The following is a 26,837-nucleotide window of genomic DNA, read 5'->3' as shown; positions in this document are numbered from 1 at the left end:
CGAACTCGATCCAGCAGGTGTCCAAATGCGCTTTGCCTATCTTGCTTTCTTCCATGATGACCGCGAGGCAAATTTGGCCATCGCCGGTGAAGACGTTGATGCCGTGCGGCGGGTGATTGCATCGACGCCGGGCCTTGCGCTTGCAAACATCTATCTGCCCGAAGTGGCGACGGACATGTTCAACAAGGATGGCCCACCGCCGGTCTTTGGCTTCCAGCTCTATTTCGACGAATTGGCGGACATGGAGGCGGCGCTGGCGCCGTCCGGCCATCTGCAGGCGCTTGCCGCACCGGGTATGCTGTCGAGCGTCGCCGGTTCGAGGCCGACGCAACAGGCTATGTGCGTGCGTCCGTTTCCCGTCGACGACGCTGGCGTCCAGACGTCGGGACTCCCCTGCAGCTATCTTGTCCACTATCCCGGGCCGGCCGAAGACATGAATGTCTGGCTCTACCACTATGTGACGCATCATCCGCAATTGATGCGGGGCTTCCCCGGCATTCGCCACATCGAGGTTCTGTCGCGACTGGATTGGTGCGGTTCGCTGCCCTGGCCGCGCATCGACCATATGCAGCGCAACCGGGTCATGTTCGACAGCCCCGCGGCATTGACGCACGCCCTGCAGTCGCCGGCGCGGCTGGAGATGCGCGCCGACTACAAGACTTTCCCGCCGTTTTCAGGCGGCAGCCGGCATTTCCCGATGTCGACGGAAGCCGTGCATCCTTTGCCGCGGGCCACATAGCGCAAACAGGTTTTGCCGACGCCGAAAAATCTCTGGAGATTTCATGTACGACTTTCGCAAGAAATGTGTCTCTCTCGATCGCCTCATCGGCACGTTCTGCGCCATCCCGCACCCGGTGGCGGTCGAAGTGGCGGCCGCCAGCGGGGTCGATTTCCTGTGCATCGACTGGGAGCATTCGCAGATCGGCCGCGAACGGCTCGAGGATCTGGTTCGCGCCGCCGATGTCCACAAGGTTCCCGCGATGGTGCGCGTTCCCGGCCACACGCCGGAATGGATGGCGGCCGCGCTCGACGCCGGCGCGTCGGGCGTCCTGGTACCCCGCGTCTCGACGGCCGAGCAAGCCCGCATGGTGGTCATGGCCTGCCGTTACCCGCCGGTCGGCGCACGCGGTGTCGGCCCGGGCCGCGCCGCCGGCTATGGCTACAGGATTCCGGACTACCTCAAATCGGCCAACGAGGTCCTGACGGTCGCCATCCAGGTCGAGACGGCAGAGGGCCTGGCCAACATCGACGACATCGTCCAGGTCGACGGCGTCGACGTGGTCTTCATTGGCCCCGGCGACCTGTCGGTCTCGATCGACGCCATGGGGCCGGCCGGCCAGGACAAGCTCAATGCCGCGATTACCAGGATTGCGGCCGTAGCGCGCGCGGCCGGCAAGGCCGTCGGCATCTTTCGCCCTTCGGCGGATGATGTCGGCAAATGGTCGCGGCACGGCATCAGCTTCTACATGCTGGCCAGCGACACGATGTTTCTCGGCGCCGGCCTTGCCGCCGGCGTCGCCTCGGCGCGCAGCGCCTCATAGCAAGAGTTTGCCATGAAGATCATCAAGACCGACGGTGTGCTGTCAGTCGAGGAGGAGCAGCTGCGCTACCTCGACGGCTTGAGCGCCGAGTTTGTCGAAAAGACGCTGCTCACAGAAGATGCCCTGATCGAACACTGCCGCGACGCCGACGCATTGATGGTATTGCGGGAGCCGATCACGGCTCGCGTTTTGGCGGAACTGAAGAACCTCAAGGTCATCGGGCGGTTCGGCGTAGGGCTCGACTCGATCGACGTCGAGGCCGCTAGCCGTGCCGGTGTTCAGGTAACCTACGTGCCGGACGCCAATCTGGTGGAAGTCAGCACCCACGCCATGGCCCTGATCCTGGCCTTGGCGCGCAGGCTGAAGCAGTTCGACAGCGCGGTGCGCGCCGGCCGCTGGGCGGCGATGACCGACGGTGCCGGCATCACGCGGCCGGACAGGCAGATTCTCGGGCTGATCGGCTTCGGCCAGATCGGGCGCCTGACTGCCGAGCGGGCGCGGGTCTTCGGCTATCATATCATCGCCTACGACCCGCATATGCCGGCAGAGCGCATCACGGCCGGCGGTGCCGAACCGGTCGGCTTCGACGAGCTGCTAGCCAGGGCCGACATCGTCTCGCTGCACGTTCCAGCGACACCGGAGACCAGAAACATCATGTCGGCGGATGCCCTGTCGCGGATGAAGGAAGGAGCGATATTCATTAACGTGTCCCGCGGCGGCCTCGTCGACGAGGTCGCGTTGGCGGATCTGATCCGGCGCGGCCATCTGGCAGGCGCGGGCATCGACACGTTCGAGCAGGAGCCGCCTTCGCCCGACAATCCGCTGCTGGCGCTGGACACCGTCCTGGTCAGTCCACACGCGGCGCACTACTCGACGCAATCTTACGCGGAGGTTCGCAACAAGGTGTTTGCCGACGTCGCAGCGGTCCTGCGCGGCGGCAAGGCGGTATATCCGGTCAACCGGGTGTGACCAATTCCCGATGCCGGCACCATCCGCTGCCTGCCGACAGTTCCACCTTAACGTTCCGGGGCAGGCAGCCTTGAGCGCGATCTCGGCAAGCGGATAAAGACGGGAACGGGTGAAGTGAATTCGCATTTTTTTGCGGACAGCGCCACATTTTGTTCTTGCTTTGTGCCGGCAGCTATGCTACTAATTTGCGTATGGTGCTGATTCGCACCGAGGACCCGCCGCAAGGCGGTTTTTTTGTTTCAGGTTTCGGGGCCGTCCGTCGAGGCCCTGCTCGGCTTGTCGCGACGCTCGACGATGTAGATGTGGTCGGCGACCAGCACCACGTTGCCATGCTGGTTGATCACCTCGCAGCGCTCGACGACCCGGCCTGAATCGGGCCGCTTCGGGTCGTCTTCCTTGGCCGAGATGGTGGCGCGGGTCTTGATCGTATCGCCGATGAACACCGGCTTGATGAAGCGCAGCCGGTCGTAGCCATAGGAGAAGGCGACCGGGTTGACGACGCTTGCTGTCAGCCCGACGCCGACCGAAAAGACCAGCGTGCCGTGCGCGATGCGCTGGCCGAACGGCGTCGTCTTCATGAACTCGGCGTCCATGTGATGGGGAAAGAAATCACCGGTATGGCCGGCATGGACGACGAAATCGGTCTCGGTGATGGTGCGCCCGCTGGTCATGCGCGACGAGCCGATCTGGTAGTCCTCGAAATAGACAGTCTGCTCCAAGTCAGGGCCTCGCCGCGATCGGTGTTGCCGGCGCCGCGCTCGATTGGTAGGCGGCTTCGACCAGCGCCATGGTGTTCCAGCCGTCCTCGACGGAACTGACAAGCTCGGCGTCCTCGCCCGACGCGTAGCGCTGGACATTGGCCATGCGGCCGGCAAAGGCGTCCGGAAACCATGCGCCGACGAGTGGAACCGCAATCCAGTCCTTGCCGCCTTTGGGGTAGATTTCGAGGATGTCCGGCTCGCCGCGCGGATAGTCGAGGTTGACGCCCAATTTGAGGTAGGCGGCGCCTTCGGTGCCGCAGATGCGGAATTCGCAGGCCTGGTGTTTTCGACCGAATTTGTGATCGTGGTTGATCGACAGTGCACAGCGCACGGTGTCGCCATAGTCGAGGATCGCGCTGGTGCGCGTTTGCGCAACCTTATGGCCGGGATGGCCGAGCGTCTTGGCGTGAACCCCCTTGGGGTCGCCGAGCAATTGCCGGATCAGGTCGAGATAATGGATCGAATGCATGGCGATCTCGACGCGCGGCGCCTGCAACAGGAATTCCCAGAGCTGCCAGGGTGTCGCAAGCGCCAGCCATGCGTCGAAATCGACCACGTCGCCCAACCAGCCCTTGGCGATCGCATCCCTGAGCGACAGCATCATCGGTGCAAAGCGGAGCTGGAAGTTCACCGCCGCTTTGAGGTCTTTGGAGCGGCAGATTTCGAGGATCTCGGTCGCCTCGGTGAGATTGCTGCCCATCGGCTTCTGGATCAGCGCCACCGCACCATCGGGCAGCGCCCTGAGCACGCCGGCATGATAGGCCGGCGGTGTCGCCAGATCGAAGACGGCGTCCTTGATCGCAGCAGCTTCCTCGACCGACCGGTAAGCGGTGACGCCCCATTTCTGCGCCAGTTTTTCGGCCTTGGCCAGGTCGGGGTCGAAAAGCCCGGCAACCGGGAAACCGGCCTTCCCATAGGCCGGGAAATGCGCATCGCCGACGATCGAGCCGGCGCCGAAAATCACGATCGGCCTGGGCTTTGACGGCTGTGCCCAGGCCTGGGAGAGCGAGGCAGGATCGAAAATGTCATCAGTCATAATGGAAGACTTCGTCCATCGACGCCCACCACTCGCCCTCCTTGCGGGTCGGCAGCGGCTCCTGGCATGGCATGCACAGCGCCCACCATTCCTGCGTCGTGGGATCGGCGGCCATCTTGGCCATGTCGGCGGCATAGTCGGTGCCGTGGTACTCGAAGGTGCTGAACAAAAGGTGCTCCGGCTCCCTCAGATAAATCGAATAATTCTTGATGTTGCAGGCGGAAATCATCTTGAGGACGTCCGGCCAGACGGCGGCGTGAAGCCGCACATACTCGGCGACCTTCTCCGGCTTGAGGCCGAGCACCATTCCCATTCGCTGCATGTCCGCCTCCTATTTCACTATCGTCGTGGTGAATTCCGCGATGCTCTTCGCCTTGATCGCATCCCAGTCCCAGTCGATGCCGATGCCGGGCTCGTCCGGCGCCAATGCATGCCCGTCCTCGATACGCATTTTCTTGCCGGTCAGCTCGTCGAGCTGGGGAATATACTCGACATATCTGCCGTTCTGAACGGCGCATGTCAGGCTGACATGCAGTTCCATCAGGAAATGCGGGCAGACGGGGATGTCGAACGCCTCGGCCGCGTGCGCCACCTTCAGCCACGGCGTGATGCCGCCGATGCGGCCGACATCGACCTGCACGATCGAGCAAGCGCCCTTCTGCATATATTCGCGGAAATGCCGGATCGAATAGAGCGACTCGCCGACCGCGATCGGCGTCGACGTCGCACTCGACAGCCGCACATGGCCGTCAATGTCGTCGGCCGGCAGCGGTTCCTCGATCCAGGCGAGGTCGAGGTCGCGAAAGCGTTCGGCCCGGCGGATTGCCTCGTCGACCGAAAAGCCCTGGTTGCAGTCGGTCATGATCTCGTAGGAGTCTCCAACCGCCCGGCGCACCGCCGTCAGCCGAGTAAGATCCTCGGAACCGTGCGGCTTACCGATCTTGACCTTCGAGCCGCGAAAACCCTTGGCCTTGGCGGCCAGCGCATCCTCGACCAGCGCCTCGGTTTCGATATGCAGCCAGCCGCCTTCGGTCGTGTAGAGCGGGCAGCGGTCCTTGGCGCCGCCGGCCAGCTTCCACAGCGGCAGTCTCTGTTTCTTCGCCCGCAGGTCCCAAAGAGCAGTGTCGATGGTCGCCAGCGCGATTGCCGTGATCGCGCCGATCGTCGTGGCATGGGTGGCGAACTCCAACTCGCGCCAGACCGCCTCGATCATGTCGGCGTCGCGGCCGATCAGCCGCGGCGCAAGGTGGTCGGCCAGCAGTCGCATCACCGACGAGCCGCCGGTGCCGATCGTGTAGCTGTAGCCGGAGCCGACCGCGCCGTCGGCATCGGTGATGGTGACGATCGGTGTTTCCTGGCTGACAAAACTCTGGATGGCATCGGTGCGCTTGACCTTAGGCACCAAGTCGACCATGCGCAGTTCGACTTTCTCGATCTTTGCCATGATTTTAACCTCGCAATGTCTTGCCCGTTTCAGCAGAAAACAGATGGGCCTGCGACAGGTCCAGGCTCATCTTGACCCGGTCGCCGGCTTTGAGCGGCTTTGGATTGAGCATCCGTGATACCCAGTCGCTGCCGTTGAATTCGGCGAACACCAGCGTCTCATTGCCGAGCGGCTCGGTGACGGTCACCGGCAACTCGACCTGGTGGACGTCGACATCTTCGCCGGAGCTGATGCCGTGTCCGGTCGGATAGATGTCGTCGGGCCTGAGGCCGAACACGACCTTGTCGCCGGTTTCGACATTGGCTTTGAACTGGCTGGGCAGAGGCAGCTTCTCGCCGCTGGCGAACAGCAGCTGTCCGTCGTCGACAACCGCCTCATGCAGGTTCATCGGTGGCGAGCCGATGAAGCCCGCGACGAAGCGTGTCTGCGGCCGGCGGAAGACCTCGTCGGGTGTGCCGACCTGCTCGATAAAACCGTCACGCATGATGACGATGCGGTCCGCCAATGTCATCGCTTCGACCTGGTCATGGGTGACGTAGATCACCGTCGACTTGACCTTGGCGTGCAGCTTCTTGATCTCGGTGCGCATCTGCGTCCGAAGCTTGGCGTCGAGATTGGAAAGTGGCTCGTCGAACAGGAAGACATCGGGATCGCGCACGATGGCGCGGCCCATGGCCACGCGCTGGCGCTGTCCGCCGGACAGTTGCGACGGCCGGCGGTCGAGCAACTGGTCGAGGCCGAGAATGCCGGACGCTTCGGCGACGCGACGGTCCATTTCTTCTTTCGCGGCGCCGGCGATCTTGAGCGAGAAGCCGAGGTTTTCGCGCACCGTCATATGCGGATAGAGCGCGTAGGACTGGAACACCATCGAGATGTTGCGCGAGCGCGGCGGCAGGTCGTTGACCATGCGGCCGCCGATCTCGATGACGCCGTCGCTGATCGCCTCGAGGCCGGCGATCATGCGCAGGGTTGTCGACTTGCCGCAACCGGACGGCCCGACCAGCGCGATGAACTCGCGGTCGGCGACCTCGAGATCGATGCCGTGCACCACCGCCACCGGGCCGTAGCTTTTGGTGAGATTCTTGAGCGATACGGTTGCCATGTCAGCCTTTCACCGCGCCGGAAGTGAGGCCGCCGACGAGGTGTTTCTGGACGATGAAGGTAAGCGTGAGCGCCGGTATGACCATGACCACGGCGAGCGCGCACATGCCGCGCCAGTCGATGGTGAATTCGGCCGTATAGTCGAGCAGGCCAACCGGCAGGGTCTTGGAGTTAATCGAGCGTGTCAGCTGCGAGGCCAGCGCGAACTCGTTCCACGAGGTGAGGAAGGCAAAGATTCCGGCCGAGGCGATGCCGGGCCCGGCGAGCGGAAACTCGACCTGCCAGAAGGCCTGCCAGCGCGTGCAGCCGTCGATCTGCGCCGCCTCGGCAAGGTCTTTCGGTACCTGGCGGAAAAAGCCGTCGATCAGCCAGATGGTGAAGGGCACATTGAGCGCGACATAGACCAGGATCAGCCCGAAATGCGTGTCGACGATGCCGAGCCGCGCAAAGACGAAGAACAGCGGCAGGGACAGTGCGATGCCGGGCACCGTGCGCGTCAGCATCAGGCCGAGAAACATCGCCGACTTGGCTTGGAAGCGATAGCGCGCAAAGGCATAGCCGCCCGCCATGCCGATGGCGATGGCGATCAGCGTCGAGGTCACCGAGATGATCAGCGAATTGCGGAAATAGTCGAGCACCGGAATGCCGCCCTTGCCGACGCCGCTGAACATGGCGACGTAGGCATCGAGCGAGAGTTGCTGCGGAATCCACACCGGCGGCTTGGCCATGATCTCGACAGTCGGCCGCAGCGACGACAGCACGATCCAGATGCCGGGCAGGCAGATGACCAGCATGGCCAGGAACAGCCCGATGCCATGGACGATCCGAAGCGCTTTGTTGCCGGCGCGATGCAGGCTGTTCTGGTCCATCCTCACCACTCCGCCGCGATCTGCGTGCGCGCCGCGGCGAGCTTGCGGTAGAAATAGACGGTGAACAGGATCGACAGCAGGATCGAGAAATAGGCCATGGCATTGGCCATGCCCATTTTGGCATCGCCATAGGCGGTGCGGGCGACCAGCGTCCAGACCAGCTCGGTGCGGCCGGCAGGGCCGCCGTCGGTCATGATCTTGACGATGTCGTAGGCGCGCGCGACGTCGAGCGAGCGGATGGTCATGGCGATGAAGGCAAACGGCATGATGAACGGCCAGGTGACATAGCGGAATGTCTGCCATGGCGTGCAGCCGTCGACGCGGGCCGCCTCGACCGGTTCGCGCGGCATCGCCAGCAGCCCGGCTAGGATGAGGATCGCGAACACCGAAGTCGACGACCAGATCTCGGCGGTCAGGATGGCGATGAAGGCGAGATTGCCGTCGATCAGCCACGGGATGGCGCGATCGGTCAGGCCGAGCGCCTGCAGGGCGTTGTTCACCAGGCCGATATTGTCGTTGAACATGAATTTGAACTGGAAGCCGACGAGGATCGGCGAAAACATCATCGGAAACATCATGATGGTGCGCAGGACCCGCTGGCCGCGCGAGGCTTTTTCCACCAGCAGGGCCAGCCCGAGACCGATCAGCATTTCCAGGTTGAGCGCCACCGTCAGCAGCACCACAGTACGGGCAAAGGCGATCCAGAAATCGCGGCTGGTCAGGATGGTGACGTAGTTGCGGGCGCCGATGAAGACCCAGAACGTCTCAGGCCTGGTCAGCCGGAACGGCGTGAAGCTGGAGTAGAGCGACAGCAGCAACGGCACCACCACCACGGCCGCCAGCACGATCACCGCCGGCAGCAGGAGCAGCAATGGTGGCGAGGGTCTCCAGCCTTTCATGGCGATCCGGTTCTGGTTGGTGCCCGGACACCGAAGCCCGCCATCGGCGAGCTGGGATCAAGACAAAGCGGGTTGCGCATGGTTCGAAAAAAGTTCGGGGGCGCCGCTCTTCAATGAGCGCGGCGCCCCCTTGGGAGAATGGTCAAAGCTTGCCGGCGTCCTCGAGGATCTGGGTGGCCTTGGCGGCAGCGTCGTCCAGCGCCTGCTTGGAGGTCTTGTCGCCAAGGATGGCGGCCTGCAATTCGGGATAGACGGCGTTGGAGATTTCGATCCATTCAGGTGTCTGCGGCACGGCGAAAGCGTGCTTTGCCTCTTCCTGGAAAGCCGCCAGCACTTCCTTCTTGTAAGGATCGTTTGCCGCCTGCTGGATGTCCCAGTCCCACACCGCCGTGCGGGTCGGCAGAGGTCCGCTTGCCGCCTCGAGCTTCTGGCTGTCCTCATTGGTCAGGAACCAGACCAGCGAAGCGGCCGCTTCCTTGCTGGCGCAGTTTTCGGTGACCGAAAACCCGTGGTGCCCCGACCAGCCGGTGCGAATGCCGGCCGATCCCTTCGGCGCCACCTTCACGCCGACATTGCCGGCGACCTTCGACGACTTCGGATCGTTGAAGAAGCCTGCCCAGCCAGGCCAATCGAGGTTGATGGCGACCGTGCCCGAGGCAAAACCCTGGCCGAGATCGTCCCACAGATAGTTGGTGGTGCCGGCCGGCACCGCCTTGGCCTTGTAGAGATTGACGAACCAGTCGAGCGCGTGCACGCCGGCCTCCGAGTTGAAAGCGGGCCTGCCGTCCTTGTCGAGGTACTCGCCGCCGTCGGCGATGAGCATCTCGTAAAAACGGCCGTTGATCGCCTCTTCCTTGCCGGCGAACTGGGTGCCATAGAAATCGGGCGGGCTGGCGAAGAATTCCGCCTGCTGGGCGACCTCGTCCCAGGTGTCGGGCGGTGTCAGTTCCTTGCCGTACTTGGCCTTGTAGGCGGCCTTCTTGGCTTCATCCTGATAGAGGCTCTTCTGGTAATAGAGCGCCGAGACATCGAATTGCGCGCGCGGCAGCATTACCAGCTTGCCGTCGAGCGTCGAGGCCTTGATCGTCGACGGCACGAAGGCGTCGATCTCCTCCTTCGGCAGCAGCTTGTTCAGGTCGGTGTAGATATCAGGATATTGCGGCGCGAAGGACGAGTGGTTCGAGCCGACGCACCAGTTGATGCTGCCGGAGGCGATGTCCGACTTGATCTCCTTGTCGAGCTCGAAGTGGTTCTTCTTCGAGATCACGTTGACCTTGGCGCCGGTCAGTTTTTCCCATTCGCCGATCCGCGCGTAGAGCCCTTCATATTGCTGGCCGCCGATCAGCTTGGCGTCGATGGTGACGCCGTCGAATTTGCCGGGCAGTTCGGCAGCAAGGGCAGCACTAGCACCAAACGCGAGTAGCGTTACGCCGGCCGACAGGCCGCAAAACAGTTTCGTCATTGGTATCCTCCCAAAGAGCCTGCATCGATCGCGTAGCGAGGTCGATCGGCAGCTTCATTCATATACAAACAAAACATTTATAGGATCGTCAAGCCGAAAGTTCTTTCGGAAGCAAGGCTGTTGCGTATATGAAAAGTGAAATTCACTGGAGAGGCGCAATGGCAGAGGACGAGGAAGACGACCGGTATCGAGCCCCGGCGCTGGACAAGGGGCTCGACATCCTCGAGCTGCTGGCCGGCGTCGACGGCGGCCTGACGCAGGCGGAAATCGCCAAGAAACTCGACCGCAGCCCGAATGAGTTCTACCGCATGCTGGATCGGCTGGTGCGTCGCGGCTACGTCACGCGGCCGGATGGCGACCGTTATTCGCTGACGCTCAAGCTGTTTGGCCTGGCGCAGCTGCACGCGCCGGTGCGCCGGCTGGTTTCCTATGCGACGCCGCTGATGCGCGAACTGGCCGAAACCACACAGCAGGCAAACCAGCTCGTCGTCTTCGATCGCGGCTCCGCGGTGGTTATTGCCCAGCAGGAAGCGCCGGATTACTGGGGCATCTCCATCCGCGTCGGCTCGCATATCAGCCTGTTCGACACCGGGTCCGGCCATGTGCTGCTGGCGTTCCGCCCGCCGGAAGAGCGGCAGATGATGATTTCCGAACATCTGCGCAGCACCGACAAGCCACCGCAATCGCCAGAGTTTTTCGCTCGCCTCGATCAGATCCGGGAACGCGGCTACGAGATGATGGCGTCGATGCAGACGGCCGGCGTGTTCAACCTGTCGACGCCCGTTCTCGGCTCGGACGGCAAGGCAATCGCCGCACTGTCGATCCCCTACATAACCCTGGTCAACGCACCCAAGGCGCCCGACATCACCAGGACGATAGAGCTGCTGCTGGCAGCGACCGAAAAGCTGTCGCAACTGGCGGGATCGACTGTCAAGCAATCGCGATGAATTCTTATTTGAATGAAGAATTTCTCCGTGAGATGATCTCGAAGTCGCCAAGGAGGAGCGCGCCGCCATGATCTTCGACACCCATCTGCACCTGATCGACCAGTCCGCCCTGCGCTATCCATGGCTGGCCGGCGTGCCGGCGCTCAACCGCGATTTCCCCTACGACGAATATGCAGTCCAGGCCCGTCGCGCTGGCATCGACGGCGCGTTCCATATGGAGGTCGATGTCGATCCAGCCGATATCGAGGCCGAAACCGGCCATGTCAAAGCGCTCTCGCGGCAAAAGGGCAGTTTGCTGAGGGGAGCGATTGCCTCCTGCCGTCCGGAGGAGCCCGGCTTTGCTGCTTATTTGGAAACGCAGCGCGCAGATCCTTTCGTCAAGGGCTTTCGCCGTGTGCTGCACGTCATGCCCGATGAGCTGTCGGAGGGCGCGCTGTTTCGTGAAAACATCAAGCGGCTAGCCGGCAGCGGCCTGACCTTCGATCTTGTCGTTCTGCCGCACCAGATCCCCAAGGCGATCGCACTCGCCGATCTCGCGCCGGATGTGCAGTTCGTGCTCGACCATTGCGGCGTGCCCGACATCAAGGGCGGTGCCGAGCACCCCTGGCGCGAGCATATGGCGGAGATCGCGCGGCGCCCGAACGTCGTCGGCAAAATTTCTGGTGTGGTCGCGTATGCGGATGCCGGATCCTGGACTGTCGAAACGCTGCGTTCCTACGTCGAGCACACCATCGAATGCTTCGGCTGGGACCGCGTCGTCTGGGGCAGCGACTGGCCGGTCTGCACGCTTGGCGGCGGGCTTGCGACCTGGGTGGCGGCAACGCACGCGCTGCTTGCCGGCACCAGCACCGATGAACGGCAAAAGCTGCTCTCCGGCAACGCCAAGCGGCTGTGGCGTTTGTAAGCGCCTCAGATGGTCGCCGACACGTACCGCTCGCGGCCGTAGAGCGAAACCAGGAGCACGATGACCAGGCCAAGTGCCGCCTGCACGGTCGAGGGTCGGAAGCCGAGGCCGATCAGCAGCGTGTTGATCTCCGTCAGCACCAGCACGCCGGCAATGGTGCCGAAATAGCTGCCGCGGCCGCCGACAAGGGCGGCGCCGCCGACCACCACTGCCGCAATCGTCTGGAACAGATAGGGCTGGCCGACATCACCATAGGCTGAGCCGGTGAAGCCGAGCAGCAGCACGCCGGCCGCGGCGGCGAAGAAGGCGCTCGCGGCATAGGTGACCGTCCACATCCGGACTGGATCGATCAGCGCCAGCGGCGCAGCACCTGGATTGCTGCCGAGGGCGTAGAGACGGCGGCCGTATGGCGTGCGCGCCAGCACCAGCGCCACCAGCAAGGTCAGCACCGCGACGCATGGCACCAGCCCCGGTACCGGCAGCGGTCCGACCGAACCGCCGATCGAAACGAAGGCGGAAACCGCTGCAGGCGCCGATCCGGATGGAAAGCCGCCGGTCCACAACAGGACGGCACCTTGCACGATCATGCCGACGCCGAGCGTGACGATCAGCGGGTGGATATCGAGCCCACGCGAGATCAGGCCGTTCAGCGCCCCGATCAGCAAGGCGAGCGCGCCGACGACCGCGCAGACAAGAGCAAAATTCCAGCCGCCGCCGTAGAGCTGTGCGGCAACGACATTGGCAAAGCCGATGATGAAGGGGATCGACAGATCGATGCCGCCGAGAATGACGACGAGGGTCTGGCCGATCGATGCCACCGCCAGCAGCGAGGCAATCACCAGCAGCGCCCGGATGGCGAACGGCTGGGAGTAGCCCGGAATGAGCAAGGTGCCAAGAAGATGCAAGGCGACAGCGACAGCAAAAGCACCGGCGACGCGGGCATTGGTGGATTGGAACCAGTTCCGGCTCATGCTTCTCAGCCTTTCCGCCCCGAGAGCCGCTCCTGCACTGCCGTCATGATGACGGCCACGACAAGGATCGCGCCATAGGCGATCTGCAGCACATAGGTGGAGACGTTGAAGGCGGTCAGCACGCTCTGCAGCAGGAAGATGTCGATAGCGCCGATCGCGGCCCCGGCGAGCCCGCCGCGCCCGCCGGCAAGGCTGACGCCGCCGAGCGCCACCGCGGCAATCGCGATCAGCGTGTAGGTTGGCCCGATATTGGGGTCGGCCGAACCGATCAAGGCGGTCAGCATCAGGCCGGCACAGGCGGCAAGTATGCCGGTCATGACATAGGCGATGAAACGCACTTTGGAGACTGGAACGCCGGCCGTGTAGGCGGCGCGGTCGTCGCTGCCCACCGCCATCAGCTGGTCGTAATAAGGCGTCTGCCGCACCAGCCACCAGAACAGGAAGATCAGCGACAGCGGCAGTGCCGACCAGGGTCCGGCCATCGCCTTCAGCCAGCCCGGCGCCGGCCCGATCGGCGCCGGCAGGATGGTCAGCGTCATGCCGGTGAGGATCAGATAGGTGCCTAGCGTTGCGACGATCGGCTGGATGCGGACGATGGTCGCCAGGAAGCCGTTGGCGGCGCCGACGACCGCGCCGATCAGAAGCGCCGCCGGCACGATGACCAGCGGCGAAGACATCCCAAGCCTGAGAAACAGCACCTGGATCACCATCGCATTGACCAAGCCCATCAGCGGCCCGACGGAAATGTCGATGCCGCCGCGCCCGGCGAGGATCACTGGAGCCGAGGCGAGCGCTGCGCCGATCAGCGGTGCGGCGAGCCCGATCAGCGCGCCCCAGGCGGCGGGATGGAAGCGCGCCGGATTGAGCAGCAGATTGACCGCGATCAGGATGACCAGCAGCACCGTCGCGAAGCCAGCGCCGCGCCATCGCGCCGCCATGCGCTGAAACCCGCTCATGCCGCGCGCCCGAACATGGCCGCGATCACCGTAGTGCTTTTCATCTCGTCGCCGGTGATTTCAGCCGCGACCTGCTGTTCGCGGAACACCAGCACGCGATGGCAAAGCAGCAGAATCTCTTCGATCTCGCTCGACAGGATGACCAGAGCCATGCCGTCCGCCGCGAGCCCACGGAACACGTCATAAAGGACATGCCGTGTCGCCACGTCGACGCCGCGCGTCGGATCGTTGAGGAGCAGGATCGCCGGTTCCAGCGCCAGTGCACGGGCCAGCAGCACTTTCTGCTGATTGCCGCCCGACAGCGTGGTGATCGGCGCGTCCGGTCGCGGCGCGACGATGGACAACTTGTCCCGGTAGCTCTCATAGCGCTGCCGTCGCCCGGCGAAGCTGAGCAGGCCGTACCGCATGTCGCGCGACAACGTCGAAACGGCAAAATTGTCGAGTACCGATTGGGTCGGAAAGATGCCGGTGGTGCGCCGGTCGCGCGGCAAATAGGCGATGCCGCAGGCGACCGCTTTGCGGAAATTGGTGATCGCGCGCGCCCCGGTTGGCGCCTCGACGGTCACCTCGCCGCCAGCCGGGCGTTCCAGACCGGCCAGCACTTTCAGGAACCGCTCCTGTCCATGGCCGTCGAGACCGGCAAGGCCGACGATCTCGCCTGGCGCAATGGTTTGCGTCGTGGGGCTTACGCCGGGCGCGATCACCAGGCCGCGCACCGAAAGGCCGGCGCGATCAGCCATGCGCCAGCTCCGCCGCCGTACGAGGCGCCATCGCCCTGAGAAGTTCGGATGCGGTGGACGTGCCGCGTTCCTCGGTCGTCACCACGCTGCCGCCGCGCAGCACGGAAATCCGATCGGACAGCGCCCTCACCTCGTCCATGCGATGCGTGATGAACAGGATCAGGCAGCCTTCCGAAGCAAGCTTGCGCATCATGGCGAAAACCGCCTCGCGATCGGCAAAGTCTAGCGCCGCCGTCACCTCGTCGAGGATGAGAATGCGCGGGTTGCGGACCACGGCGCGGGCGAGCACTACCAATTGCTGAACGGCAAGCGGCAATTGGCCGGCCAACTGGTCGAGCGGGATCTCGGTCACTGCGAATTGTTTCAGCACCGCTTGGGCGCGCTGCCGCCGCTCGGCGCGCGGCACCGTGCGCGTCAGCAAGCCGTCGAGGCCGAGCAGGATGTTGTCCGTCACCGAACGGTCAGGCGCGATCAGCACTTCCTGAAATACGGTGGCCAACCCGGCGCCCTGGAACGCCGCCGGCGAGAGGCCGGCAAAGGGCGCTCCGTCGAGCAGGATCGCGCCGCTGTCCGGCTGGACGATCCCGGACAGCAGCTTGACCAGGGTACTCTTGCCCGAGCCGTTCTCGCCCAGGATGGTGTGGATCGTGCCGGCGCGGAACGCGATGGAGGCATTGGCCAGCGCAATCGTTTCGCCGTAGCGCTTCGAGATGGCCTGGACTTCCAGCATGAGCAATCCTGATGGAGAAGACCGGCACCGCCCGTGCGGAGCCGGCCTTCATAAATGCTACTTGGCGCAGGCGTCCGGCACCTTCGAATAATCCCAGCCCTTGGTCGGTGCCGGATTGGCGAAGTAGGCATCGAGCCATTCCTCCGGCATCGGATCCTTCGGCGGGACCGGGAAGATCGAGACGGCGTCCGGCGTCATGCAGTCCTTGTACCAGGCCCCGAGGTCGGCATTGTGCACCGGCGGAATCGGGATCAGCAGCGTGTTGAGCTTCGGCTTCTGCCCATCGAGCATGCGCACGCCGACACGAAACAGCGTCTCGGCCGTCCAGTGCGGCAGAACCGCATGGCCTTCGAAGCGGTATTTGTCGGGATTGGCCTTCCAGTAGCCGAGCGCATCGCCGGTGATCGAGCCGGTGATCAGCGGGGCAGGGCGGCCGGCTTCGGCAAAGGCCTCGGCGACGACTCGGCTTTCGCTGCCGGTCGTCCACACCGCATCGATCGGCGCCGGATTGGTGGCGATCGCCTGCAGCACCGCCGTCTTGGTGACATTGGCCGTCCAGTTGCCGTTGACGCTGCGCGAGACCTTGAGCTTTGAATTTTCGGCCAGCGCCTTGTCGCCGCCCTGGCGCTCCTGCACGACGATCGGATGGCCGGCGATGCCTTCGACCAGAAGCACGCTGCCGCCGTCCGGCATCGCCTTGCCGATCGCGGTCATCATGTCGTAGCCCCAGCGGGCATAGTTGGAATCGACATTGATGGCATTCGGGCTGGTCACCGACCCAGCCGCCGTGATGAACGGGATGCCGGCTTTGGCTGCGGCATCGATGGCATCGTCCAACGCCGTCGCCGAGCCGGGGATCGAGGTGATGATCGAGCATTTCTTATCGATGAAGGCGCGGATCTGGTTGATCTGCTGACTGGCGTCGTTGTTGGAATCCGACACTTCGAAACTCGCCACCGTGCCGTCGGCGATCAGCCCGTCGACCAGCCGCTTCAACTCCTTAGTGACGGTGACGCGCCACGGATTGCCCTGGTAGGACTCGGAGTGGCACCATTTCCACGGCTTTGGCGGCGGCGTGAAATTGTCCCAGGCCGACGGCAGCATCTTCTGCGGCGCGCCGTCATATTGCGCCTTCAGTTCGGTCGGCAATCCAGCAATCACGCCCGAAACGTCTTGAGCGCAGGCTATGGTCGTGAGCGATGCAAGTGCGGTTGCGGCCATAAGGCCGCGGATCAGGCTGTTCATGTTCTCCTCCGTTCGGTTGTTTTCAGGCTCCTCCGCCGGCAACGCCGGACACCTGCGTCGAAAGGCTCTCCCGAAACAGGCGATTGAGATCGGCAACGACGCGAGCGGCATTGTGCCTTTCGCTCAGGCCAAGATTGACGCGATCTGACGCCGCCTGCTGGAAGGCCATGTAGCCGTCGTGCCGCGGCCTGACACAGGCACCTTCGAGTGTGGCTCGGGTGTCCTTGTAGAAATTGCCGGTGGCAGCGTTAACGGCGGCATCCTCCCAGGCTGCCGCATGGCCGGGCTGGCCGCCGCCCGAGGCGTAAGGGCCGCGCTGCACGTCACCGCTGGCGATCCAGTAGGCGAAGTCGATGGCCTCCTGCCTGGCCTTCGAAAAAGCTGACACGGCAATGCCAGTCCCGCCGAGCGCCGAGCCTTTGGGGCCGGCATTGCCCGCCGCCGGGATATCCGTGAAAGCCAGGCGGTTGGGTCGAAACCCGGCGATGGCATAGGAGACATAGCCATAGATCAGCGGTGCACAGGCGATCCGCGAGCCGGATCCGGCCATTTGCTCCAGAACCGCTATCGGATCCATGCCAAGGCAGGCCGGATCGACGAGGGCCGCGATCTCGCGCATCATCTCGAAAACCTGCTTGCCGGTTGCCGGGTCCACATGGTCGCCAGGGCCTTCACCGGCGGGCCGGCCGAGAGTGCCGGCAAGCGTGTAGAACACCATCAGCGAATGCGGCGGCCTGAGCGGCAACAGCACGTGGCCTTGCCGGGCCAGATCGAGGGCATAGGCCCAGTTCGCCGGTGCAGCCGAAAGCATGTCCGGCCGCCAGGCCTCCACCTGGCTTGCCGCGTCGATCGGAAACGCCCACTGCCGGCCTTGCCAGTTGTAGCTCGGAAAGGACCGGCCGACACTGCCCGCCGCAAGTGCTGCACGTTCGGCTTCCCGGCCGGCCGCATCGAGCGGCGTCAAACAATTCTCGGCGGTGATCTGGCCGACATGCGGATGGTCGATGACGATCAGGTCGTAGGCACGGGCCAGTTCTTCGACCGGGAAGGATTCGAAATCCTGCAGCGAGCGCTTGTCCCATTCGATGGCGACGCCGGTGCGTTCCGTCCACAGCGCTGAACAGGCGACCATCGGGTCATAGCCGCGCGGATGGCTCCAGGTCATGCCTTTGAGCGTCACGTCGCTCACAGCCCGAACTCCTCGCGGATCTTTGCGCTGTGCTCGCCGATGCGTGGCGCGGCCCGCTCGACCTTGGCGCGGATGCCGTCGACCCTGAGCGGCGAGCGCGTGGTGAGGATCGAAACGTCATCCTCGCGCGTCACCGTCTGCAGCATGTCGAGAACCTTGAAGCCTTCGCTGGCCATCATTTCCGGCCAGGTCAAAACCTTGGCGCACCAGATGTCGGCAGGTTCGAGAATGGCAAGCCATTCGTCGACCGTCTTCGTCGCGATTTTTTGCGCGATGATCGCCTTGATCTCGTCGCGGGCGGTGAACCAGGTCGACGGCTGATCGCGGTAGGGCGCAAGCTCTTCGAGGCCCAGAAGATCGGCCAGCTTCGATATCGGCGTCATGGCGATCGCCAGATAACCGTCCTTGGCCGGATAGACGCCGTAGGGCGCCGACAGATAGGCATGGGCGCTGCGGAAAGATGACCGCCGCGGCAGCCGGCGTCCGTCATTGAGATGCGTCGTCAGCACCTCGAACTGGAAGTCGACCAGTGCTTCGAGCAGGCTGGTCTCGACATGGCTGCCCTTGCCGGTCACGCCGCGCCGCACCAGTGCGGCAAGGATGCCTTGCGCGGCGGCGGAGCCGGCCAGCATGTCGGCGATGGCCAGCCCGAAGGGCACCGGCCCCTGGTCCTCGTCGCCGTTCAGCCACATCACGCCGGAGCGGGCCTGCGCCAGCAGATCCTGACCGGGCCGCTTGACCCAGGGGCCTTCCTCGCCATAGCCGCTGATCGAGGCATAGACCAGGCGCGGATTAATCTTGCGCACCGCCTCGTAATCGAAGCCCAGGCGTTCGATGACGCCGGGCCTGAAATTCTGGATCAGCACGTCGGCCTTGGCCAGCAGGCCGCGCAGCGCCGCAAGATCGGCCTCGTCCTTCAAGTCGATGGCAAGGCTTTCCTTGGCGCGGTTGATGGCATGAAAAATGGTGGAATCGCCACCGATCTCGGTGTCGCTGAGATAAAGCCGGCGCGACAGGTCGCCGCCATCCGGCCGTTCTATCTTGATGACGCGGGCGCCGAGGTCGAGCAGTCTGAGTGAACAGTAAGGCCCGGACAGGAACTGGCTCATATCGACGACGATGAGCCCGGTCAGCGGCAGTTCGGCAATGGCAGCCATTGCCTATCTCTCCGTCTTGCCGGCGAAATCGGCCGGATTGCGGTACTTCACCGTCTGCAGGTGCTCGCAATAAAGCACGAGCTCGCCTTCGCCCTTGAAGACTTCATAGCTGGCGCGGATCAGCCCCATTTCCTTGTATTTCGGCTTCTTGTCGAGGTTGGAGCGGATCGAATAAATCGTGTCGCCGATGAACACCGGCTTGATGAAGCGCAATTTGTCGTAGCCATACGAAAAGGCGTTGATGCAATTGGTGGCGACGAGCCCGAGCCCGGCCGAGAACACGAAGGCGCCGGCGACCAGCCGCTTACCGAAGATGCCTTCCGTTTCAGCGAACATCTGGTCCTGCACGTATGGATGGATGTCGAGCACCAGCGTATTGAAGAGATGGCTGTCGCCCTCGGCAATGGTCCGGCGCAGCGAACGGATTTTCTGGCCGACCGGCCAGTCTTCGTAGAACCAGTTCTCCGCGTTCCAGACGGCAAGGTCGGCGTGTTCCTTCGGCATGTTGGCGGGGTGTGTCGATGCCACGCCAACGGTCGGCGCGAAGCCGCTCATGACGACTTCCTCTGGGAGCGGGAATCGTCCATCAGGGCGCGCCGCAGACCAGCGAAATGCATCATCGATCCTCCCGTCAATCTTCTTTTGTGAATAGTATTTTCACATATGGGGTTGTGTTGCAAGCGAGTCTCAGCGAAATTTTGCTGCGATCCGCGGCGGCCAACGCCGGCGGAACAGGAGGAAATGATGCAGAATGCCTGTCTGGTTTTCGTCGGCAGCCTCAACCGCGACGCCCCATATTTTCAGGGCGCGCGCGGCGTCGGGCTGGGCGTCTATAGTTTCGACGAGGGGGCGCTGGAGACGAAGAAACTGGCCGAGACGGGAGGCATCGACAATCCGACCTTCCTGTCGGTGACGCCGGATGGCTCCTACATCTACGCCAATTCCGAAGTGTTCACCTGGCGCGAAGGCGCGGTCTCGGCCTACCGTTTCGACAGGCAGGCCGCCACGCTGTCCTACATCAATAAGCAGCCGACGCTGGGCAGCATAACGGCGCACAACACCATCACGCGCGACCGGACGAAGCTATTGGTCGCCAATTACGGCATGGGCGAGGGTGGCCCCGATCGCTCGGTCGTGGTCTTCGGGCTGCGCGATGATGGCGGCCTGACCGCGCCATTGTCGAGCGTCGCCCATAGCGGGACCGGACCAGACCTCGCACGCCAGGAGCGGCCGCATGCCCATAGCGTAACCGAGACGGTTGCCGGCGGTGTTGCGATCGTCGCCGACCTCGGCATCGACCGGCTGGTGTCCTACCGCATCGGCTCAGACTGCAGCCTGACCAAACTGGCCGAGTCGGCGCTTGCGCCGGGCGCAGGTCCGCGCCATCTCGCGCTGCATCCCGGCGGCCGCTTCGTGTTCGTCATGAACGAACTGGATTCGACGGTCGTCTCGCTGGCGCTGGACGAAGCATCAGGCAAGCTTACAGTGGTCGACAGCAAGCCGGCCGTGCCGGCCGAGGCACGCGACGGCAATCACTGTGCCGACATCCAGATCTCGCCCGACGGCCGCTTTCTCTACGGCTCCAATCGCGGCCATGACAGCATCGCCGTGTTTTCGATCGACCAGCAAACCGGCAGGCTTGCCCTTGTCGACTATACGCCTTGCGGCGGTGCCACGCCGCGCAATCTGGCACTGACGCCCTCGGGCGGCCATCTGTTCTCGGCCAACCAGAATGCCGACCGCATCTCGATTTTCGCCCGTGATGCCGCAACCGGCCGGCTGACCGACACCGGCCGATCCATCGGCATTGGCACGCCGATGTGCGTGAGGATCGTGCGTTGACGCGATCTCAGAACTCGAGCGCCTGCCTGAGTGCCGGGCCGCTCCTGACACGCAAATCGAGGTCGGCCTCGATATGGTCGATGTGGTGCAGCATCAGCGCGCTGGCGCGTTCGGCATTGCCATTTTCCAGCGCCTCGAGGATCTGCGTGTGTTCGTTGTGGCCGCAGCTCGAGATACCCGAGCGGCCATAGAGTGCGATCACCAGAGATGAACGAGCGACCAGCTCCTCCATGAAGCGCTGCAGGATGACGTTTCCGGCGACCGACGCCAGAAGCAGGTGAAAATCTCCCGACGCCTTGATCTCCGATCGCCTTGCGTTCGGTCCGCGTTCGGCAATGAAGCGGCCCTCTTCATCGAGCTGGGCTTTGAACGCGGCGACATGCGCCGGCGTCATCCGCCCAGCCGCGGCGATTGCGATTCCGGGCTCGATCAGTCGGCGCGAAGCAAAGACCTGCCGCGCTTCCTCCGGCGACGGATTGGCGACGAAGGCGCCGCGATTGCGTTCGGTGCGCACCAATCCCTCGAAGGAGAGCATCTGCAGTGCGGCGCGCGCCACGGTGCGGCTGACATCGAACAGCGTGCCGACTTCGCCTTCGGAAAGCTTGGTTCCCGGCGCCAGCCGGCGATCGACGATGGCGTCGCGCAACTGGTCGCGAATCGCCTGCGCGCGATCCTCGTTGGCGGCCTCGATGGCAGGGAAAGTCTGGTCGGCAATGTTCATGGCGATGGTCCTGCGTTCTTCTACCCTGAATCGCATCGCTTGGACGAGAGACAAAGTGAATACAGGGATGGAAAAGATTGCATACGATTTTTGCGAGGATCGGCGGCGATCGCCTATAATTTGTGCATTGCACAAGGATGCCGTATCGGCAGCCATGTAGATGCAGCCCTGATTTCTTCGAGGATTCAGTCGGTTGGTGCACCGGCGCGCAACTGGCACACATGATGCTTTGGCTAATCCGACCAAAGGGGAAGCTGGATGTCCAAAGCCGCCGAAATCGACATTGTGTCCGTTTCGAAAGTCTATGGCGCGACGACTGCCGTCGAAGGCATCAGCCTGAAAATCCCTGCGGGAACCTATTGCTGCCTGCTCGGTCCGTCCGGCTGTGGCAAGACCTCGACGCTGCGCATGATCGCCGGGCACGAGAGCATATCGAGCGGCGATGTGCGGCTCGGCAACACAGTGGTCACCGACCTGCCGCCGGCCAGGCGCGGCACTGCCATGATGTTCCAATCCTACGCGCTGTTTCCGCATCTCGACCTGATCGACAATGTCGCGTTCAGCCTGAAGATGAAAGGCGTCGGCAAGGAGGAGCGCCGCGCCAAGGCACTCGACATGCTGAAGCTGATGAAGATGGAGGCTTATGCCAGCCGCCGTCCGGCGCAGCTGTCCGGCGGCCAACAGCAGCGTGTTGCTCTCGCCCGCGCGCTGATCACCGATCCCGAGGCGCTGTTGCTCGACGAACCGCTTTCGGCGCTCGATCCGTTCCTGAAGATCCGCATGCGGGCCGAACTGAAGAAGCTGCAGACGTCGCTCGGCATCACTTTCGTCCACGTCACCCACAGCCAGGAAGAGGCGATGGCGCTGGCCGACCTGATAGTGGTCATGAACGATGGCCGTATCGAGCAGGCGGCGCACCCTCGCACGGTGTTCGAGCGGCCGGCTACGGCCTTCGTCGCTCGTTTCATGGGCGACCACGATGTCCTCTCCGGCCGCGTCACCGGTAGTCGCGACGGCATGGTCGTTTTCGATGTGCCCGGCGGCGTCACGCTCGCCGCCAGTGGGCAGGGCAGGGAGACCGGGGAGCCCATCGACATCGCCATTCGCACCGACCACGTGCGGATCGGCGAGCCGCCCGCGGCGGGGCTCGGCTTCACTGGCATCGTTTCAAACGTCGAGTACCGCGGTTCGACCGTGAAGCTCTCGGTCAATGGCGCGGGCATCGAGGATTTCACGGTGATCGTCGACGACACCAGCTTCTTCGCCAGCCCGGTTGCCGTCGGCGACGCAGTGCCGATCGCCTGGGACGCCGAGGACGCGATCGTCCTTGGCCGTCTCGATTCCTGAAATCCAGCATAACCAACCAAAACAGGGGAACTGAACATGACCAACACCACAGACAAGAAGACTGGAATATCGCGTCGCTCGCTGCTCAAGACAGGCGCCGCCGCCGTCGGTTTTGCCGCCGGTTCCGGCGCTATATCAGGCTTTCCGACCATCTGGGCGCAATCGAACATCACGTTGCGCCAGTTCGGCACCGGCGTGTCCAACCTCAATGCCATCGCCGACAAGTGCAAGGCGGATCTCGGCATCACGCTGGAGATGACGGCAACCGATTCCGATGCCGCCGCCCAGCGCGCGGTAACGCAGCCCGACAGCTACGACATCGCCGATATCGAATACTGGATCTGCAAGAAGGTGTTTCCGACAGGCGTCCTGCAGCCGATGGATGTCACCAAGCTGAAATACTACGACGAGCTCGTGCCGCTGTTCAAAACCGGCAAGCTGACGCCGGACAGCGTCATCGCCCAGGGCACCGCGCCGCACACGGTCGGTTACGTCGAGGCGCAGGACAGCAAGGTATTCGCCAAGGCGCCGACCAATTGGTTCACCATGGTGCCGACGATCTACAATGCCGATACGCTCGGCATCCGCCCCGACCTCGTCGGCCGTGACATCACCACCTGGGCCGACATCATGGATCCGGCCTTCAAGGGCAAGACAGCCATCCTCAACATCCCGTCGATCGGCATCATGGATGCGGCGATGATCATGGAAGCCACTGGCAATATCAAATATGCCGACAAGGGCAACATGACCAAGGAGGAGATCGACAAGACCATCGATTTCCTCATTAAGGCCAAGCAGGACGGCCAGTTCCGTGCCTTCTGGAAGTCCTTCGACGAAAGCGTCAACCTGATGGCTTCAGGCGAAGTGGTGATCCAGTCGATGTGGTCGCCGGCCGTGGCCGCGGTCCGCTCCAAGGGCATCGCGTGCCGGTTCCAGCCGCTCAAGGAAGGCTACCGGTCCTGGGGTGGCGGGCTTGGCCTGGCAGCCCATCTCTCCGGCGCCGAACTCGATGCCGCCTATGAATACATCAACTGGTACACGTCCGGTTGGGTGGGCGGCTACCTCAATCGCCAGGGCTACTACTCGGCCAACATGGTGTCGGCCAAGAAGTTCATGTCCGAGGACGAATGGGGCTACTGGATCGAAGGTAAGCCAGCAAAGGGCGATATCCTGTCGCCGGACGGCAAGGTCATGGAAAAGGCAGGCGCCGTGCGTGACGGCGGCTCGTTCGAAGAGCGCATGGGCAAGGTCGCCTGCTGGAACTCGGTCATGGACGAGGACCGCTATATGGTAAAGCGCTGGAACGAGTTCATCGCTGCTTGATGCCCTCTGCCTTCTCCCCTTGTGGGAGAAGGTGGATTGGCGCGCAGCGCCAAGACGGTTGAGGGGTGCTGGACGGAGCACTGTTGGTGCCACGCTGGAACACCCCTCATCCGACCGAGCTTCGCTCGGCCACCTTCTCCCACAGGGGGAGAAGGGAACACCCCTCAGTCGCATCGCCGACTTGGACCGAGAGATAGATGGCAGTAGCGCTCGAACAATCCACGCACGTTACGTCTGCGAAGCCGGCCAGACCTAGGCGCTCCTTTGCCGGCGTCGCACCCTATCTCCAGGCGGCACCGCTGGCGCTGATCCTCGGCGCGTTCCTCCTGTTGCCGATCCTGATGATCGCCGTGGTCTCATTCTGGGACTACGATTTCGCGGCGATGTATCCGGATTTCCTGACCACCAACTATGCCGACACGCTCGGCTCCTGGGTCACCTGGAAAACCTATCTGAACACGCTGAAATACGCCGCCATCGTTTGGGCGCTGACGCTGTTCATCGGTTTCTGGGTCGCCTATTTCCTCGCCTTCCACATCAGAACCACAGCCATGCAGATGGTGCTGTTCCTCGTCTGCACCGTGCCGTTCCTGACCTCCAACATCATCCGCATGATCTCGTGGATTCCAGTGCTTGGCCGCAATGGCCTGGTCAACTCGACGCTGGTGCAGATGGGGCTGATCCCGAAGCCGATCGAATGGTTGCTCTATTCCGAATTCGCCGTGGTGCTGGCCATGGTGCATCTCTATACGCTGTTCATGGTGACGCCGATCTTCAACACGCTGATGCGCATCGACAAGTCGTTGGTCGAGGCCGCGCGCGACGCCGGCGCTTCCGGCTGGCAGGTTCTGTGGAACGTCGTCATCCCGCTTGCCAAGCCCGGCATGGCGATCGGCACCATCTTCGTCGTCACCCTGGTGATGGCCGACTTTTCGACGGTGCAGGTGATGTCCGGCGGCCAGAGCGCCTCTGTCGCGCTGATGATGAAAAACCAGATGTCGCTGCTGCAATATCCGGCAGCCGCCGCCAACGCCGTCGTGCTGCTGGTGCTGGTGCTGTTGATGGTCGCGGGCATCCTGCGCATCGTCGATATTCGCAAGGAGCTGTGAGGCGATGAGCCACGACAAGCGCACCTTCGAATTCTACGTGCTGGCGGCCTTCTTCGCGCTTTTCGTGCTATTCCTATACGGCCCGCTTTCGGCGATCCTTATCCTGTCCTTCCAGGGCGAGAATGGCGGTCTGACGTTTCCGTTGAACGGCGTTTCGCTGCACTGGTTCGCCAATCTGTTCGAGCGCCAGGCGGTCGGCGATTTCGGCGGCAGTTTCAAACGCTCGCTCGTCCTTGGCCTGATGGTGATGATCGTCACGGTCGTCGTGTCGCTGCTTGCCGGCCTTGCCTTCCGGCAGAAATTTCGCGGCGCAACTGCCTTGTTCTATCTGGCCGTCGCCAGCCTCGTCGTGCCGTCGATCATTATCAGCCTCGGCATCGGCGTCGTCTTTCAGCAGGTCGGCTTCCGCCCCGCCTGGTACACCTCTGCTTTCGGCGCCCATCTGACCTGGACCTTGCCTTTCGGCGTGCTGATCATGTTCGCGGTCTTCAACCGGTTCTCGCCGGCCTATGAGGAAGCCGCGCGGGATCTCGGAGCATCGTCGTGGCAGACCTTCGCCCATGTCGTTCTGCCGATGATCGCGCCCAGCCTGATCGGTGTCGGCCTGTTCGGCTTCACTCTGTCATATGACGAGTTCGCCCGCACGCTGATGACCTCGGGGACCTTCAACACGCTGCCGCTCGAAATCTACGGCATGACGACGAATGTGACGACGCCGGTGCTCTATGCGCTCGGTACAGTGACGACCGTGTTTTCCTTTCTGGTGATCCTGCTGACGCTCGGCGCAATCGTCTATGTCGGCCGCCGCCGGGAGCGTGCCTGACAGTGCAGATCCTCGTGGTCAATCCAAACACCACCGCCAGCATGACCGAGACTATTGCGGCGGCGGCCCGATCGGTCGCTGGTCAATCGACGAAGATCGTTGCCGTCACCTCGACGATGGGCCCGGTTTCGATCGAAGGCTATTATGATGAAGCGCTTGCCGTACCCGGCCTGCTGGTCGAGATCGCTGCCGGCGAGCGCTCAGGCGCGCAGGCTGCGATCATCGCCTGTTTCGACGACACCGGCCTCGACGCCGCACGCGCCATGGCCAACATTCCGGTCATCGGCATTTGCGAGGCAGCGCTCAGCACGGCCTCGTTCATCGCCCAGCGCTTCACCGTCGTCACCACCACCGGACGCTCGCACGTGCCGGTCGAAGGGTTGGTGCAGCGCTATGGCATGGCGGGGCGCGCGCGCGTGCGCGCTGCCGATATCCCGGTTCTTGCCCTCGAAGATCCGGCATCCGATGCGCTCCTGAAGCTGCGCAACGAGATTGCGCGCGCCATCGACGAGGATCGCGCCGAAGCGATCGTGCTCGGCTGTGCCGGCATGGCCGACTTGGCGGCCGCGCTGCAGCGGGAATTCGGGCTTCCGGTCATCGACGGCGTCGGCGCCGCAGTCAAGCAGGCCGAGGCCTTGATAACGCTTGGCCTGACGACATCCAAGCGCGGCGCCTATGCAAGCCCATTGGCAAAGCCCTATCATGGTGCGTTGAAGTCCTTCGCGCCTGATGCCGCCGAGTGATCGCA

Annotated in this window: 28 protein-coding genes; 11 read left to right on the top strand and 17 right to left on the bottom strand. The window is 63.4% G+C overall.

The annotated features are described in order from the left end of the window. Positions 1 to 25 precede the first annotated feature (25 nt). From NKI50_RS06640 to NKI50_RS06630, 3 genes are read left to right on the top strand one after another with little or no spacing between them, the layout of a single operon-like run. Positions 26 to 739: a hypothetical protein gene (locus NKI50_RS06640; protein ID WP_023716649.1), complete on the top strand. Its 714-nt coding sequence runs from the start codon at positions 26 to 28 to the stop codon at positions 737 to 739. 43 nt (positions 740 to 782) lie between these two features. Beyond that, entirely contained in the window at positions 783 to 1,541 is a 759-nt protein-coding gene (locus tag NKI50_RS06635; RefSeq protein ID WP_023716650.1) for an HpcH/HpaI aldolase family protein, read from the top strand. Between the two features lie 12 nt (positions 1,542 to 1,553). Beyond that, on the top strand, positions 1,554 to 2,510 hold the full coding sequence (locus NKI50_RS06630) for a C-terminal binding protein (protein WP_023716651.1): 957 nt from the start codon (positions 1,554 to 1,556) through the stop codon (positions 2,508 to 2,510). A gap of 239 nt (positions 2,511 to 2,749) precedes the next feature. On the opposite strand, the gene NKI50_RS06625 is transcribed toward NKI50_RS06630, so the two are convergent. The 8 genes from NKI50_RS06625 to NKI50_RS06590 all read right to left on the bottom strand — a co-directional run bounded on the left by NKI50_RS06625 (position 2,750) and on the right by NKI50_RS06590 (position 10,082). Continuing rightward, positions 2,750 to 3,181: a MaoC/PaaZ C-terminal domain-containing protein gene (locus NKI50_RS06625; protein WP_051409582.1), complete on the bottom strand. Its 432-nt coding sequence runs from the start codon at positions 3,179 to 3,181 to the stop codon at positions 2,750 to 2,752. A gap of 49 nt (positions 3,182 to 3,230) precedes the next feature. Next, positions 3,231 to 4,307: a Gfo/Idh/MocA family protein gene (locus tag NKI50_RS06620; RefSeq protein WP_352715857.1), complete on the bottom strand. Its 1,077-nt coding sequence runs from the start codon at positions 4,305 to 4,307 to the stop codon at positions 3,231 to 3,233. Next, a complete protein-coding gene (locus NKI50_RS06615; RefSeq protein ID WP_023676093.1) occupies positions 4,300 to 4,629 on the bottom strand; it encodes an L-rhamnose mutarotase in 330 nt (109 codons plus the stop codon). The genes NKI50_RS06620 and NKI50_RS06615 overlap by 8 nt, the downstream gene beginning before the upstream one ends. A 9-nt stretch (positions 4,630 to 4,638) precedes the next feature. Beyond that, positions 4,639 to 5,751 (bottom strand): mandelate racemase/muconate lactonizing enzyme family protein, encoded by a 1,113-nt coding sequence (locus tag NKI50_RS06610; RefSeq protein ID WP_023716654.1) that lies wholly within the window; start codon positions 5,749 to 5,751, stop codon positions 4,639 to 4,641. Between the two features lie 4 nt (positions 5,752 to 5,755). After that, entirely contained in the window at positions 5,756 to 6,853 is a 1,098-nt protein-coding gene (locus tag NKI50_RS06605; protein ID WP_023716655.1) for an ABC transporter ATP-binding protein, read from the bottom strand. 1 nt (position 6,854) lies between these two features. Then, positions 6,855 to 7,721 carry a carbohydrate ABC transporter permease gene (locus tag NKI50_RS06600; RefSeq protein ID WP_352715854.1) on the bottom strand — a complete coding sequence of 289 codons (867 nt, stop codon included), beginning with the start codon at positions 7,719 to 7,721 and terminating at the stop codon, positions 6,855 to 6,857. A 2-nt stretch (positions 7,722 to 7,723) separates the two neighbouring features. Then, positions 7,724 to 8,620, bottom strand: coding sequence for a carbohydrate ABC transporter permease (locus NKI50_RS06595; protein WP_352715852.1), 897 nt, complete (start codon positions 8,618 to 8,620; stop codon positions 7,724 to 7,726). Between the two features lie 142 nt (positions 8,621 to 8,762). After that, the gene (locus NKI50_RS06590) at positions 8,763 to 10,082 is read right to left on the bottom strand and encodes a type 2 periplasmic-binding domain-containing protein (RefSeq protein WP_352715849.1); all 1,320 of its coding nucleotides are present in this window, start codon (positions 10,080 to 10,082) and stop codon (positions 8,763 to 8,765) included. Between the two features lie 158 nt (positions 10,083 to 10,240). On the opposite strand from NKI50_RS06590, the gene NKI50_RS06585 reads away from it, so the two are divergent. Together NKI50_RS06585 and NKI50_RS06580 are read left to right on the top strand one after the other, a co-directional pair. Next, entirely contained in the window at positions 10,241 to 11,029 is a 789-nt protein-coding gene (locus NKI50_RS06585) for an IclR family transcriptional regulator (protein WP_352502210.1), read from the top strand. A 67-nt stretch (positions 11,030 to 11,096) separates the two neighbouring features. Then, the gene (locus NKI50_RS06580; protein WP_352715846.1) at positions 11,097 to 11,933 is read left to right on the top strand and encodes an amidohydrolase family protein; all 837 of its coding nucleotides are present in this window, start codon (positions 11,097 to 11,099) and stop codon (positions 11,931 to 11,933) included. Between the two features lie 5 nt (positions 11,934 to 11,938). On the opposite strand, the gene NKI50_RS06575 is transcribed toward NKI50_RS06580, so the two are convergent. Genes NKI50_RS06575 through NKI50_RS06540 form a run of 8 tightly spaced genes read right to left on the bottom strand, consistent with a single transcriptional unit; the run spans position 11,939 to position 19,476 of the window. Further along, positions 11,939 to 12,904 carry an ABC transporter permease gene (locus NKI50_RS06575; RefSeq protein WP_352715844.1) on the bottom strand — a complete coding sequence of 322 codons (966 nt, stop codon included), beginning with the start codon at positions 12,902 to 12,904 and terminating at the stop codon, positions 11,939 to 11,941. Positions 12,905 to 12,909: 5 nt separating this feature from the next. Continuing rightward, the gene (locus NKI50_RS06570; RefSeq protein WP_352715841.1) at positions 12,910 to 13,860 is read right to left on the bottom strand and encodes an ABC transporter permease; all 951 of its coding nucleotides are present in this window, start codon (positions 13,858 to 13,860) and stop codon (positions 12,910 to 12,912) included. Then, a complete protein-coding gene (locus NKI50_RS06565; protein WP_352715838.1) occupies positions 13,857 to 14,600 on the bottom strand; it encodes an ATP-binding cassette domain-containing protein in 744 nt (247 codons plus the stop codon). Before NKI50_RS06565 ends, NKI50_RS06570 begins: the two co-directional genes overlap by 4 nt. Then, on the bottom strand, positions 14,593 to 15,330 hold the full coding sequence (locus tag NKI50_RS06560) for an ATP-binding cassette domain-containing protein (RefSeq protein ID WP_023716664.1): 738 nt from the start codon (positions 15,328 to 15,330) through the stop codon (positions 14,593 to 14,595). Before NKI50_RS06560 ends, NKI50_RS06565 begins: the two co-directional genes overlap by 8 nt. Before the next feature lie 57 nt (positions 15,331 to 15,387). Then, complete coding sequence (locus NKI50_RS06555; RefSeq protein WP_023716665.1) at positions 15,388 to 16,575, bottom strand: ABC transporter substrate-binding protein; 1,188 nt, start codon at positions 16,573 to 16,575, stop codon at positions 15,388 to 15,390. A 22-nt stretch (positions 16,576 to 16,597) separates the two neighbouring features. Continuing rightward, entirely contained in the window at positions 16,598 to 17,740 is a 1,143-nt protein-coding gene (locus NKI50_RS06550; RefSeq protein WP_198030453.1) for an ABC transporter substrate-binding protein, read from the bottom strand. 20 nt (positions 17,741 to 17,760) lie between these two features. Continuing rightward, on the bottom strand, positions 17,761 to 18,921 hold the full coding sequence (locus NKI50_RS06545; RefSeq protein ID WP_023716667.1) for a CaiB/BaiF CoA transferase family protein: 1,161 nt from the start codon (positions 18,919 to 18,921) through the stop codon (positions 17,761 to 17,763). 3 nt (positions 18,922 to 18,924) lie between these two features. Then, the gene (locus NKI50_RS06540; RefSeq protein ID WP_023716668.1) at positions 18,925 to 19,476 is read right to left on the bottom strand and encodes a MaoC family dehydratase; all 552 of its coding nucleotides are present in this window, start codon (positions 19,474 to 19,476) and stop codon (positions 18,925 to 18,927) included. Between the two features lie 189 nt (positions 19,477 to 19,665). Between NKI50_RS06540 and NKI50_RS06535 the strand changes: the two genes are divergently transcribed. Beyond that, on the top strand, positions 19,666 to 20,763 hold the full coding sequence (locus tag NKI50_RS06535) for a lactonase family protein (RefSeq protein WP_023716669.1): 1,098 nt from the start codon (positions 19,666 to 19,668) through the stop codon (positions 20,761 to 20,763). A 7-nt stretch (positions 20,764 to 20,770) separates the two neighbouring features. On the opposite strand, the gene NKI50_RS06530 is transcribed toward NKI50_RS06535, so the two are convergent. Beyond that, entirely contained in the window at positions 20,771 to 21,484 is a 714-nt protein-coding gene (locus NKI50_RS06530; RefSeq protein WP_023676076.1) for a GntR family transcriptional regulator, read from the bottom strand. Between the two features lie 258 nt (positions 21,485 to 21,742). Between NKI50_RS06530 and NKI50_RS06525 the strand changes: the two genes are divergently transcribed. The 5 genes from NKI50_RS06525 (at position 21,743) to NKI50_RS06505 (ending at position 26,832) form a co-directional block, all read left to right on the top strand. Beyond that, positions 21,743 to 22,831 carry an ABC transporter ATP-binding protein gene (locus NKI50_RS06525; RefSeq protein ID WP_352715833.1) on the top strand — a complete coding sequence of 363 codons (1,089 nt, stop codon included), beginning with the start codon at positions 21,743 to 21,745 and terminating at the stop codon, positions 22,829 to 22,831. A 36-nt stretch (positions 22,832 to 22,867) separates the two neighbouring features. Next, positions 22,868 to 24,157: an ABC transporter substrate-binding protein gene (locus NKI50_RS06520; protein ID WP_023716671.1), complete on the top strand. Its 1,290-nt coding sequence runs from the start codon at positions 22,868 to 22,870 to the stop codon at positions 24,155 to 24,157. Positions 24,158 to 24,354: 197 nt separating this feature from the next. After that, complete coding sequence (locus NKI50_RS06515; RefSeq protein WP_023716672.1) at positions 24,355 to 25,266, top strand: ABC transporter permease; 912 nt, start codon at positions 24,355 to 24,357, stop codon at positions 25,264 to 25,266. Positions 25,267 to 25,270: 4 nt separating this feature from the next. Beyond that, positions 25,271 to 26,089 carry an ABC transporter permease gene (locus tag NKI50_RS06510; protein ID WP_023716673.1) on the top strand — a complete coding sequence of 273 codons (819 nt, stop codon included), beginning with the start codon at positions 25,271 to 25,273 and terminating at the stop codon, positions 26,087 to 26,089. 2 nt (positions 26,090 to 26,091) lie between these two features. Beyond that, complete coding sequence (locus tag NKI50_RS06505) at positions 26,092 to 26,832, top strand: aspartate/glutamate racemase family protein (RefSeq protein ID WP_023716674.1); 741 nt, start codon at positions 26,092 to 26,094, stop codon at positions 26,830 to 26,832. Positions 26,833 to 26,837 lie beyond the last annotated feature (5 nt).

The organism is Mesorhizobium sp. M0563 (assembly GCF_040321065.1).
Lineage (GTDB): Bacteria > Pseudomonadota > Alphaproteobacteria > Rhizobiales > Rhizobiaceae > Mesorhizobium.
Note: the sequence above shows the minus strand (reverse complement) of the source record. Positions and strands in the feature narration are given on the sequence as shown.

Excerpts from the sequence above, each read along its gene's own strand:
- NKI50_RS06545 (WP_023716667.1), bottom strand. The coding sequence starts at position 18,921 with ATGGCTGCCATTGCCGAACTGCCGCTGACCGGGCTCATCGTCGTCGAT.
- NKI50_RS06595 (WP_352715852.1), bottom strand. The coding sequence starts at position 8,620 with ATGAAAGGCTGGAGACCCTCGCCACCATTGCTGCTCCTGCTGCCGGCG.
- NKI50_RS06550 (WP_198030453.1), bottom strand. The coding sequence starts at position 17,740 with ATGACCTGGAGCCATCCGCGCGGCTATGACCCGATGGTCGCCTGTTCA.
- NKI50_RS06570 (WP_352715841.1), bottom strand. The coding sequence starts at position 13,860 with ATGAGCGGGTTTCAGCGCATGGCGGCGCGATGGCGCGGCGCTGGCTTC.
- NKI50_RS06590 (WP_352715849.1), bottom strand. The coding sequence starts at position 10,082 with ATGACGAAACTGTTTTGCGGCCTGTCGGCCGGCGTAACGCTACTCGCG.
- NKI50_RS06515 (WP_023716672.1), top strand. The coding sequence starts at position 24,355 with ATGGCAGTAGCGCTCGAACAATCCACGCACGTTACGTCTGCGAAGCCG.
- NKI50_RS06635 (WP_023716650.1), top strand. The coding sequence starts at position 783 with ATGTACGACTTTCGCAAGAAATGTGTCTCTCTCGATCGCCTCATCGGC.
- NKI50_RS06560 (WP_023716664.1), bottom strand. The coding sequence starts at position 15,330 with ATGCTGGAAGTCCAGGCCATCTCGAAGCGCTACGGCGAAACGATTGCG.
- NKI50_RS06580 (WP_352715846.1), top strand. The coding sequence starts at position 11,097 with ATGATCTTCGACACCCATCTGCACCTGATCGACCAGTCCGCCCTGCGC.
- NKI50_RS06630 (WP_023716651.1), top strand. The coding sequence starts at position 1,554 with ATGAAGATCATCAAGACCGACGGTGTGCTGTCAGTCGAGGAGGAGCAG.
- NKI50_RS06565 (WP_352715838.1), bottom strand. The coding sequence starts at position 14,600 with ATGGCTGATCGCGCCGGCCTTTCGGTGCGCGGCCTGGTGATCGCGCCC.
- NKI50_RS06585 (WP_352502210.1), top strand. The coding sequence starts at position 10,241 with ATGGCAGAGGACGAGGAAGACGACCGGTATCGAGCCCCGGCGCTGGAC.
- NKI50_RS06520 (WP_023716671.1), top strand. The coding sequence starts at position 22,868 with ATGACCAACACCACAGACAAGAAGACTGGAATATCGCGTCGCTCGCTG.
- NKI50_RS06540 (WP_023716668.1), bottom strand. The coding sequence starts at position 19,476 with ATGAGCGGCTTCGCGCCGACCGTTGGCGTGGCATCGACACACCCCGCC.
- NKI50_RS06535 (WP_023716669.1), top strand. The coding sequence starts at position 19,666 with ATGCAGAATGCCTGTCTGGTTTTCGTCGGCAGCCTCAACCGCGACGCC.
- NKI50_RS06525 (WP_352715833.1), top strand. The coding sequence starts at position 21,743 with ATGTCCAAAGCCGCCGAAATCGACATTGTGTCCGTTTCGAAAGTCTAT.
- NKI50_RS06610 (WP_023716654.1), bottom strand. The coding sequence starts at position 5,751 with ATGGCAAAGATCGAGAAAGTCGAACTGCGCATGGTCGACTTGGTGCCT.
- NKI50_RS06600 (WP_352715854.1), bottom strand. The coding sequence starts at position 7,721 with ATGGACCAGAACAGCCTGCATCGCGCCGGCAACAAAGCGCTTCGGATC.
- NKI50_RS06625 (WP_051409582.1), bottom strand. The coding sequence starts at position 3,181 with ATGACCAGCGGGCGCACCATCACCGAGACCGATTTCGTCGTCCATGCC.
- NKI50_RS06510 (WP_023716673.1), top strand. The coding sequence starts at position 25,271 with ATGAGCCACGACAAGCGCACCTTCGAATTCTACGTGCTGGCGGCCTTC.
- NKI50_RS06555 (WP_023716665.1), bottom strand. The coding sequence starts at position 16,575 with ATGAACAGCCTGATCCGCGGCCTTATGGCCGCAACCGCACTTGCATCG.
- NKI50_RS06640 (WP_023716649.1), top strand. The coding sequence starts at position 26 with ATGCGCTTTGCCTATCTTGCTTTCTTCCATGATGACCGCGAGGCAAAT.
- NKI50_RS06620 (WP_352715857.1), bottom strand. The coding sequence starts at position 4,307 with ATGACTGATGACATTTTCGATCCTGCCTCGCTCTCCCAGGCCTGGGCA.
- NKI50_RS06615 (WP_023676093.1), bottom strand. The coding sequence starts at position 4,629 with ATGCAGCGAATGGGAATGGTGCTCGGCCTCAAGCCGGAGAAGGTCGCC.
- NKI50_RS06575 (WP_352715844.1), bottom strand. The coding sequence starts at position 12,904 with ATGAGCCGGAACTGGTTCCAATCCACCAATGCCCGCGTCGCCGGTGCT.
- NKI50_RS06605 (WP_023716655.1), bottom strand. The coding sequence starts at position 6,853 with ATGGCAACCGTATCGCTCAAGAATCTCACCAAAAGCTACGGCCCGGTG.
- NKI50_RS06530 (WP_023676076.1), bottom strand. The coding sequence starts at position 21,484 with ATGAACATTGCCGACCAGACTTTCCCTGCCATCGAGGCCGCCAACGAG.